At 59.6% G+C, this 10390-nt stretch carries 9 protein-coding genes; 6 read left to right on the top strand and 3 right to left on the bottom strand.

Annotated features, from left to right (window positions below):
• Positions 1–180: 180 nt before the first annotated feature.
• From dusB to C6382_RS08925, 6 genes are all read left to right on the top strand, one after another.
• Entirely contained in the window at positions 181–1194 is a 1014-nt protein-coding gene (gene dusB, locus C6382_RS08900; RefSeq protein WP_107024139.1) for a tRNA dihydrouridine synthase DusB, read from the top strand.
• Positions 1191–1511 (top strand): DNA-binding transcriptional regulator Fis, encoded by a 321-nt coding sequence (gene fis / locus C6382_RS08905; RefSeq protein ID WP_003186237.1) that lies wholly within the window; start codon positions 1191–1193, stop codon positions 1509–1511. The genes dusB and fis overlap by 4 nt, the downstream gene beginning before the upstream one ends.
• Before the next feature lie 82 nt (positions 1512–1593).
• Positions 1594–3201: a bifunctional phosphoribosylaminoimidazolecarboxamide formyltransferase/IMP cyclohydrolase gene (gene purH, locus C6382_RS08910; protein ID WP_107024140.1), complete on the top strand. Its 1608-nt coding sequence runs from the start codon at positions 1594–1596 to the stop codon at positions 3199–3201.
• 204 nt (positions 3202–3405) lie between these two features.
• Positions 3406–4701 (top strand): phosphoribosylamine--glycine ligase, encoded by a 1296-nt coding sequence (gene purD / locus C6382_RS08915; protein ID WP_107024141.1) that lies wholly within the window; start codon positions 3406–3408, stop codon positions 4699–4701.
• 135 nt (positions 4702–4836) lie between these two features.
• Positions 4837–7608, top strand: coding sequence for a hybrid sensor histidine kinase/response regulator (locus tag C6382_RS08920; RefSeq protein WP_107024142.1), 2772 nt, complete (start codon positions 4837–4839; stop codon positions 7606–7608).
• Between the two features lie 57 nt (positions 7609–7665).
• Positions 7666–8262 (top strand): MarC family protein, encoded by a 597-nt coding sequence (locus C6382_RS08925; protein ID WP_107024143.1) that lies wholly within the window; start codon positions 7666–7668, stop codon positions 8260–8262.
• Here C6382_RS08925 and C6382_RS08930 read toward each other — a convergent pair.
• Genes C6382_RS08930 through C6382_RS08940 form a run of 3 tightly spaced genes read right to left on the bottom strand, consistent with a single transcriptional unit; the run spans position 8240 to position 10368 of the window.
• Positions 8240–8911, bottom strand: a complete 672-nt coding sequence (locus tag C6382_RS08930; RefSeq protein ID WP_107024144.1) for a hypothetical protein — start codon at positions 8909–8911, stop codon at positions 8240–8242. The genes C6382_RS08925 and C6382_RS08930 overlap by 23 nt on opposite strands.
• On the bottom strand, positions 8908–9606 hold the full coding sequence (locus C6382_RS08935) for a hypothetical protein (RefSeq protein ID WP_146146903.1): 699 nt from the start codon (positions 9604–9606) through the stop codon (positions 8908–8910). The genes C6382_RS08930 and C6382_RS08935 overlap by 4 nt, the downstream gene beginning before the upstream one ends.
• Positions 9607–9663: 57 nt before the next feature.
• On the bottom strand, positions 9664–10368 hold the full coding sequence (locus C6382_RS08940) for a hypothetical protein (RefSeq protein WP_107024146.1): 705 nt from the start codon (positions 10366–10368) through the stop codon (positions 9664–9666).
• Positions 10369–10390: the final 22 nt, after the last annotated feature.

The raw sequence follows: 10390 nt of genomic DNA on the forward strand, positions 1-10390 counted from the left end.
TAAGAAAACGCAGAGCGTGCACTGATCCGTTTTTACTTGCAGCTTGAAGCTTATAGCTTGCAGCAGCAAGCCAACTGTTCAGATTTTATCCAAATCCATCTTTATCCGGTCACCGAGAGCGGGTATCATGCCCACCCTTTTTCGAACTCTAATGATCCGGCCCCACAACAGGGAACTCCTATGTCGGCGGTACGCATCGGCCCATACACACTGCAGAACAACCTGATCCTCGCGCCGATGGCCGGGGTCACGGACCAGCCATTTCGTCAGCTGTGCCGACGAATGGGTGCAGGCCTGGTGGTGTCGGAGATGGTCAGCAGCGACATGAGCCTGTGGAACAGCCGCAAGTCGCGTCTGCGCATGATTCACCAGGGTGATCCCGAGCCGCGCTCGGTACAGATCGCCGGCGGTGACGCGCAGATGCTCGCAGCTGCGGCCCGGGCCAATGTCGAGGCGGGTGCACAGATCATCGACATCAACATGGGCTGCCCGGCAAAAAAAGTCTGCAACAAAGCTGCAGGCTCTGCTTTATTGAAAGATGAAGCCTTGGTCAGCGAGATCCTCCACGCGGTAGTTGCCGCCGTGGATGTACCGGTCACGCTGAAAATCCGCACAGGATGGGACCGGGCGAACAAGAACGGCCTGACCGTGGCAAAGATTGCCGAGCAGGCCGGGATCCAGGCACTGGCGGTACATGGACGCACCCGCGCCGACCTTTACACCGGCGACGCCGAGTACGACACCATCGCGGTTATCAAGCAGGCGGTGTCGATTCCGGTATTTGCCAACGGCGATATCACTTCGCCAGAAAAGGCTCGGGCCGTGCTTCAGGCGACCGGGGCCGACGGACTGTTGATTGGCCGGGCCGCCCAGGGGCGGCCGTGGATCTTTCGCGAGATCGAGCATTACCTGCGCACCGGCGAACACTTGCCGGCGCCGCAGTTGCAAGAAGTGGAACGCATTCTGCTGGAGCACCTGGCCGCGCTGCACGCCTTTTATGGCGATGTGATGGGCGTACGCATCGCCCGCAAGCATGTCGGCTGGTACCTGGCAACGCTTCCGGGCGCCAAGGAGTTTCGCGCCCAGTTCAATCGTTTGGAAGATACGCAAGCGCAGTGCGCCAACGTTCGCGGCTTTTTCCGCGAACGTGAACAGAGCCTTGAGACAGAGGACGGACCAGGGGTGGCCGCATGACGATGATGACCGAGACTTTAGTGAGTGGAACAACGCCCGTGAGCGACAACGTCAACCTGAAACAGCACCTGAATACACCGAGCGAAGAGGGTCAGACCCTTCGCGGCAGTGTGGAAAAGGCGCTGCACAACTATTTCGCCCATCTTGAGGGCGCGGCCGTCACGGACGTGTACAACCTGGTGCTCTCGGAAGTCGAAGCGCCGTTGCTCGAAAGCGTAATGAACTACGTCAAGGGCAACCAGACCAAGGCCAGCGAGCTGCTCGGACTCAACCGCGGCACCTTGCGCAAAAAGCTGAAGCAGTACGATTTGTTGTAAGCAAGCATCCAAACCAGAAAAGGCGGCTCCCATTCGATGAGGTCGCCTTTTTTGCTGACTCCACCGCGTTATGGAATCTGAAATGACCGACCAGACTACCCGCCTGCCGATCCGCCGCGCCTTGATCAGCGTCTCCGACAAGACCGGGATCCTTGAATTCGCCCGTGAGCTGCAACAGCTTGGCGTCGAGATCCTGTCCACCGGCGGCACCTTCAAGCTGCTCCAGGACAACGGCGTTGCTGCGGTGGAAGTTGCCGACTACACCGGTTTTGCCGAAATGATGGACGGCCGGGTCAAGACCCTGCACCCGAAAATCCATGGCGGCATCCTCGGTCGTCGCGGCACCGACGACGCCATCATGGCCGAACACGGGATCAAGCCGATCGACCTGGTCGCGGTCAATCTCTACCCGTTCGAAGCCACCATCTCCAAGCCTGGCTGCGACCTGCCGACCGCCATCGAGAACATCGACATCGGCGGTCCGACCATGGTTCGCTCGGCAGCCAAGAACCACAAAGACGTGGCCATCGTGGTCAACGCCAGCGACTACGGCCAGGTGCTGGAAAGCCTCAAGGCCGGTGGCCTGACCTACGCCCAGCGTTTCGACCTGATGCTCAAGGCGTTCGAACACACTGCCGCCTACGACGGCATGATCGCCAACTACATGGGCACCGTTAACCAGGCGGCTGAAACGCTGAGTACCGAAGGTCGCAGCGAATTCCCGCGCACCTTCAACAGCCAGTTCGTCAAGGCCCAGGAAATGCGCTACGGCGAGAACCCGCACCAGAGCGCGGCGTTCTATGTCGAAGCCAAACCTGCCGAAGCCGGCATCGCGACCGCCGTGCAACTGCAGGGCAAAGAACTGTCGTACAACAACGTGGCCGATACTGACGCCGCACTGGAGTGCGTGAAGAGCTTCGTCAAGCCGGCCTGCGTCATCGTCAAGCACGCCAACCCGTGCGGCGTGGCGGTCAGCCCGGACGCCGAAGGCGGCATCCGCCAGGCCTATGAACTGGCCTACGCCACTGACACCGAGTCGGCCTTCGGCGGCATCATCGCCTTCAACCGCGAGCTGGATGCCGAAACCGCCAAGGCCATCGTCGAGCGTCAGTTCGTCGAAGTCATCATCGCCCCGAGCGTCAGCGACGAAGCCCGCGCCGTGGTCGCGGCCAAAGCCAATGTGCGCCTGCTGGCCTGCGGCGAGTGGTCGGCTGAACGTGCTGCGGCCTGGGACTACAAGCGTGTTACCGGTGGCCTGCTGGTACAGAGCCGCGACATCGGCATGATCACTGCCGCAGACCTGAAAGTGGTGACCAAGCGTGCACCGACCCAGCAAGAGATCGACGACCTGATATTCGCCTGGAAAGTGGCCAAGTTCGTCAAATCCAACGCCATCGTCTACGCCAAGGGCCGTCAGACCATCGGTGTCGGCGCCGGCCAGATGAGCCGTGTGAACTCCGCACGCATTGCTGCAATCAAGGCTGAACATGCTGGCCTGCAGGTTCAAGGTGCGGTCATGGCATCGGATGCGTTCTTCCCGTTCCGTGACGGAATCGATAATGCGGCTAAAGTGGGTATCACTGCAGTGATCCAGCCGGGTGGTTCGATGCGTGATGCTGAAGTCATCGCTGCTGCCGACGAAGCCGGTATCGCCATGGTCTTCACCGGCATGCGCCACTTCCGCCACTAATCGTCAAAACGGCCGCACTGAAGCAGGCGTCTGCTGCGTTGGAGCAGGTCCCGCTGATGCTCATTGCCAGGAGGCAACTGCGCTCATCGGGACCTGCTCCGCCTTGCATCCACCTACTTCATTGCGACCTCGCAATGCAAACACAGCAGAAGCGCAGGAGGCTTTGCCTCCTGATTGAAGAATTAGCGTCATCGAGGTTTTGACATGAAAGTTTTGATTATCGGTAGCGGCGGTCGTGAACACGCCCTGGCCTGGAAAGTCGCTCAGGACCCACGGGTCGAAAAAGTCTTCGTTGCCCCGGGCAACGCCGGTACCGCCACCGAAGCCAAGTGCGAGAACGTCGATATCGACGTCACTGCCCTGGAACAACTGGCCGACTTCGCCGAAAAAAATGTTGCCCTGACCATCGTCGGCCCTGAAGGCCCGCTGGTTGCCGGTGTCGTCGACCTGTTCCGCAGCCGCGGTCTGGACTGCTTTGGTCCAACCAAGGGCGCAGCCCAGCTGGAAGGCTCCAAGGCTTTCACCAAGGACTTCCTGGCCCGGCACAAGATCCCTACCGCCGACTACCAGAACTTCACCGAGATCGAACCGGCCCTGGCCTACCTGCGCGAAAAAGGCGCACCGATCGTGATCAAGGCCGATGGTCTGGCCGCTGGTAAAGGCGTGATCGTCGCCATGACCCTGGCCGAAGCCGAAGACGCCGTCCGTGACATGCTTGCGGGCAACGCGTTCGGTGATGCCGGCTCACGCGTGGTGATCGAAGAGTTCCTTGATGGCGAAGAAGCCAGCTTCATCGTCATGGTCGATGGTCAGAATGTACTGCCAATGGCCACCAGTCAGGACCACAAGCGTGTTGGCGACGGCGATACCGGCCCGAACACCGGTGGCATGGGCGCTTACTCGCCTGCACCAGTGGTCACTGCCGAAGTACACCAGCGGGTCATGGATCTGGTGATCTGGCCGACCGTGCGCGGCATGGCTGAAGAGGGCAACGTCTACACCGGTTTCCTCTATGCCGGCCTGATGATCGACAAAGCCGGTAACCCGAAAGTCATCGAGTTCAACTGCCGTTTCGGCGACCCGGAAACCCAGCCAGTCATGCTGCGCCTGGAATCGAGCCTGGTGCTGCTGATCGAAGCGGCCTTTGCCAAGGCGCTGGACAAGGTTGAAGCACAGTGGAACCCGCAACCAAGCCTGGGCGTAGTCCTGGCTGCCGGCGGCTACCCTGGCGATTACAGCAAGGGCGCTGCGATCAATGGCCTGGACGCTGCCGCCAAGCTGACCGGCAAGGTGTTCCATGCCGGTACCGCACTGAAGGACGGTCAAGTGGTTGCCACCGGTGGTCGCGTGCTCTGCGCCACTGCTTTGGGCGAAACCGTTGAAGCTGCACAACAGCAGGCTTATCGCCTGGCTGCCGAGATCAACTGGGAAGGCAGCTTCTACCGCAAGGACATCGGCTATCGTGCCATTGCCCGCGAACGTGGTGAGCATCAGCAGTAAGACAGCGCCCGGAAGCGGTGACGCCCTCAGCGTCCTGCTTGCGGTTCGACGGCAAGGCCCATCATGGGCCTTGCCTTCGCCCTGGCGCGCCACGCATAGTTATCATTCGGCTCTTTGCTAAGAAAGGATCTCGTCGTGCGTTGGCTCAGGATCGCCATTGGCCTCACCGTCAGCCTGCTGACCCTGCTCTGCCTGTTTCCGGCCTCAGCCGAACAAAGCGGTGGCTGGGCGGTTTTGCTCGACGAGCAAGCCAACCTGCAGCTCAGTGATATACGTTCCGAACGCTACCGTAATCAATTCAGCCCCATTGAGCTGAACCAACTCGACGCCGCAACGCCAGACCAGGCGCTGTGGTTGCACTATCGCCTGGAACCCGGGCAACACGAACAATTGCTGCGAATCTTCGCGCCGGATCTGTCCCGTCTTGATCTTTATGCCCTGGACCGCGACCAACTGATCAAACACATACACAACGGCCGCCCCTCCGAAAGCGGTGACACCACCGTGCGCAGCAGCGACCAGCAACTGGCCTTGCCGAGCAGCACGCATGCGCTGGATATTTACCTGCGCCTGGTTTCCGAACATCAACTGCGTCCGAGCATCGGCCTGGAGCCTGCCACTGAGGTCGCCGCCGATCAGCGCCAGCCCCTGATGTTCGGCCTGCTGTTCGGCTGCATGCTGATGTTGATGCTGCACAACCTCATCCGCTTTGCCTATTCGCGCTCCAGTACCAGCCTGAGCCTTGCCGTCTATCACGGCCTGATGCTGCTCAGCGCACTGATCCTGCTCAACCTCAGCGGTCCCTGGTGGAGCCTCTGGCACTCGGCGCAAACGCCAGCCGCCTACTTGACCGCCCTGCTTGCGAGCCTGGCCGGCCTGACCTTCACCTTGCGCTTCTTCAGCCCCTGTGAGCACCCACGCCTGAGCCGCCTGCTACAGGCAGAGATGATCCTGATCGGGGTCTTTGGCCTGCTGCTGCTGTTCGTCGATACCCTGCCACTCAACCTGATGACCTATGCGCTGTTCGCCCTGGGCACCCTGAGTATGCTGCTGGTCGCCAGCTACCATTGGCACAAGGGCTATGCGCCTGCGCGGCTGTTCGCCTTGTCGATGCTGGCCTTCAACATTGGCTGCCTGGTGGTACTTCCGGCCCTCCTCGGCCTGACCCGGACACCGACGCAATGGCTGCTGTTCATTCTCCTGGGCCTCACCAGCTTCAGCGGCCTACTGCTTAACCTGTCGGTCAGCGAGCGCCTGCGCCGGATCAGTGAAGAACGCTTCAGCGCCAGCCGTGCGCTGGCGGCCAGCAACGCCGAGATCAACGCCAAAGCCGAGTTCCTGGCCAAGATCAGCCATGAGATTCGCACGCCGATGAACGGCGTACTGGGCATGACTGAACTGCTGTTGGGCACCCCGCTGTCGGTCAAGCAGCGTGACTATGTGCAAACCATCCACAGCGCCGGCAACGAACTGCTCACCCTGATCAACGAGATTCTCGACATTTCCAAGCTTGAGTCCGGGCAGATTGAACTGGACGACGTGCAGTTCGATCTCAACGCGCTGATCGAGGATTGCCTGAGTATTTTCCGCGCCAAGGCCGAACAGCAGAACATCGAGCTGATCAGTTTCACCCAGCCGCAAGTGCCGCGGGTCATCAGCGGTGACCCGACGCGCCTGCGCCAGGCGTTACTCAGCCTGCTGGAAAACGCCCTGAAGAAAACCGAGCAAGGGGAAATTCTTCTGGTGGTGGCGCTCGATCAGCGCGGCAGCGCGCCACGTCTGCGCATTGCCGTGCAGGACAGTGGTGAGGCCATCTCCCCAGGTGACCGCGAAGCCCTGTTGCAGGCCGAGCTGCACAGCAAGCACTTTCTTTCCAGCAACAAGCTGGGCGGGCATCTGGGCCTGGTCATCGCCAAGCAACTGATCACCCTGATGCAGGGTGAGTTCGGGATCAAGACCAGCCACGGCATGGGCAACACCTTGTGGCTGACCCTGCCGCTGGATCCGCAGCGCCTCGAACAGCCTCCCGCCGATCTCGACGGCCCGCTGCGCGGCGCCCGGGTGCTGGTGGTGGACGACAACGACACTTGCCGCAAAGTCCTGGTGCAACAGTGCAGTGCCTGGGGCATGAACGTCAGCGCAGTGCCTTCGGGTAAAGAAGCCCTGGCCTTGCTGCGCACCAAGGCGCACCTGCGCGATTATTTCGATGCGGTCCTGCTCGACCAGAACATGCCGGGCATGACTGGCATGCAGCTGGCAGCCAAGATCAAAGAAGACCCGAGCCTGAACCATGACATCCTGCTGATCATGCTCACCGGCATCAGCAATGCGCCGAGCAAGGTCATCGCGCGCAATGCCGGGGTCAAGCGGATCCTGGCCAAGCCGGTCGCCGGTTACACCCTCAAGACCACCCTGGCGGAAGAACTGGCGCAACGCAGCAAAGGACAGCCCGCCACTGCGGCTCCCGTCAGCCTGGGGACGCCGCTGAACCTGCCCAGTGACTTCCGCATTCTGGTGGCCGAAGACAACAACATCTCGACCAAAGTCATCCGCGGCATGCTCGGCAAACTCAACCTCGAACCCGATACCGCCAGCAACGGTGAAGAAGCCCTGCAGGCGATGAAAGCACAGCGCTACGACCTGGTGTTGATGGACTGCGAAATGCCAGTGCTCGATGGCTTCTCGGCCACCCAGCAACTGCGGGTCTGGGAACTTGGCAACCAGCGCAAGCGCACGCCGGTGGTGGCCCTGACGGCGCACATTCTTGCCGAACACAAGGAGCGCGCCCGGCTGGCCGGCATGGATGGCCATATGGCCAAACCGGTCGAACTGTCACAGCTGCGCGAATTGATCGAGCACTGGGTCGCCCAGCGCGAAAGCGAATCCTCTCAGGTGCCGACCCCGTAAACCGTCAGACCCCTGATACACTTGCTTCTCGTCCCTTGTCCGTCGCGAGCCCAGACCATGCTCCATGAGTTGTTCAGCGTCTACCTGAAAATGCTCGTACTCTACAGCCCGTTCTTTGTGCTCTCATGCTTTATCAGCCTGACACGTGGCCACTCCAGCAAGGAGCGCAAGCAACTGGCCTGGCGTGTGGCATTCGCAGTGTTGATCGCCAGCGTTGTGCTGTACCTGTTCGGCAGGGCGATCTTCGGGGTATTCGGCATCACGCCCGATGCCTTCCGCATTGGTGCCGGCAGTGTGCTGTTCATCTCTGCGCTGGGCATGGCTCAGGGTAAGTCCGCGGTACAGACTGATAATGTTCAGCAGGACGTCACCATCGTCCCACTGACCATTCCCTTGACCGTCGGCCCTGGAACTATCGGTGCCCTGCTGGTGATGGGCGTCGGCCAACCAGAGTGGGAGGACAAACTACTGGCCATCGTCAGCATCGCCCTGGCCAGCGTCACCGTCGGCCTGGTGCTCTATCTCTCACACCGTATCGAAAGGATTCTCGGTGATCAGGGCTTGCAGATCGTCAGCCGGTTGATGGGGTTGTTCGTCTGCGCGCTGGCAGCACAGATCATCTTCAGCGGGATCAAAGGTTACCTGGCCTTGTAATCGCAACCTCTTTCACATCTTTGAGGTTTTGTCGTGCCGTGCTGATCATGACTTTGTTGCGCCATTCCTGCCTGAACAAACGGATGTTGAAGCGGACCCGCTCCAAGGCGTTGGCCGTCACTCGCACACCATTTTCGGGATTGGCGAACAAAAAGCGCTGGGCGAAATTCCTGGCTTTCAGTTCCTGATGGTAAAGCACGATGTCGATGTAGCTAGCGGCTCTGGTACACAGCAATAACTGATAAATGGCGGTGTCCTTTTCTTTGCTCAATGCATTGTCTTCGAAACACTCAAGTGCCTCGCCATTCTCGGACAAACTGTGCAAAGCCTGTTTACCGACAATGACCATCTGTTGCGTAGCCAACTGGGCAATGTGGCCGACCGCCTCTTCAGCCAACGGCCCGGGTTGCGGCCCTGGCACGTAGGTATCGGGGGCAGGCGTCGCATCCCAGCCCAGGAACTGCAAGCGCCGTTTGTAATTGGGCAACCAGTCCATGTTCAGCCCGCTGGCACGCTCACTGCGAGCAATCCGCTGGGCAAACAGATTGGCGAGGATTACATCTTGCTGATCCTCAAAGCTCATCGTTGGCAGGAATGCCGTCAAACTGCCGGAAACCACTGAAGCGTTGGCCACTAAAAGTTGGCTCATGCTGCACCCTCCCTGATACTGACTGGCATGACATACATGGATCGAAGTGCTTCAAGCCGCTTTTCCAGCAGCGCTCTGACCCCTGAAAAAACACCAGGGAACAGTTCGCCAACAAAGCTTCTTGTCACCTGACGGTTAATGTCTTCGACCCTCAACACTTGCGTCATCCATTTCGCATCCATGGCCTGATTGGTTTCCACAAAAACGCTACCGGCCACCGTGCGCAAGCCAGGCAATACCACCCGAACTTCCAACGCCAGGCGAGTGACGGGTGTGCTACCCGGGCCTTGCACGCACTCCAGCGCCTCGCTACTCAATGCCTGCAAAGCCGGATGCGTAGCAGGCAGGGCGTGAAGCATCTTGAGTACATTGTCCAAGGCTGGTCGCACCTGCGCCGGCACGATCTGACCCAATCCTTGCCAGGCGATAGACAGAGGTGTGTTGGGTGCAGGCTCCTTGTCTAACTTGATCTTCTCGGCAGACATGTTGAAAACCCAGCCTAGCCCCGTATGCCTATCCATATAGGTGCCATGCCACTGCCTGTTTTCACCCAACAACAAGAACTCAGCTGAAGCGTTCAGCCAGGCAAACAGTTGAGCGTCGACGGCATCGTGCCGCTCACGCTCATCAAGATCAGTCGACAGCAGCAACAGACAGTTGCCGGACAGTACTGAAGAAAATCCTTGTGTATGCATCTCATACCCCCTGCACAAAACAGAAGCACCGGCGACCGTAATCGCCGGTGCCCGCCATCACGACCGCTTCTTCGGTTCGATTGACAGGGTGAGCACGTCCTTCTTGCTTTTATCGCCTACGCGCTCAATCAGCGTGTCCTTGATTTGCTCATAAAGACCGCGATGGAAAGACAAGGCGGCAGCGCCGGTGTAGGTATCCGAATGGCTGGAGTTCCACTCAAATACCAAGACATTGGTCTTGCCCGGAGGGGACTCGGTGCTCTGCATACAGCCGACGCTCAGCACCACTTCACCGTTGGCGTGCTGGGTGCACACCGCCATGCTCAGTGCAGTGCCCTCTTTATCGGCATTGATGCGTTCGAGTAAATCGGTGGCCTCCGGGTTTTGGGCCAAAGTATCAACCGCGTCGCTGGCAACCCCAACCAGTGTGGCTATCGCCGTAGCGCCTCCGGTGGCGTAACTCAGACCCGCCTGAACGGCTTTGACCAGCAGGTTTTTGACCGACAGATTCTGTGAGCTTGCGACTTCCTTGGTGTATGAGAACTTGATTGGCAGCCAGCCGCAGGTCTGCATGGTCTGCAGATAGGCCTGGAACCATTGCTGGCCTTCGGTGGTTGGAAAGTACTGTGCCGAAGCGGCAAGGGAACTGAACAGATGGCTGTACTTGAGTGCTTCGCTGTTTTCTGTGGACAGACCCACGAACACCAGAAGGTCGCCGTTGTTCAACTGGACATTGTTGCCAGAGCTCTGAATTTCACTCATGAGTACTCCTCCTTGATCATTG

This window comes from Pseudomonas sp. BBP2017 (assembly GCF_003024385.1).
Classification (GTDB): Bacteria; Pseudomonadota; Gammaproteobacteria; order Pseudomonadales; family Pseudomonadaceae; genus Aquipseudomonas.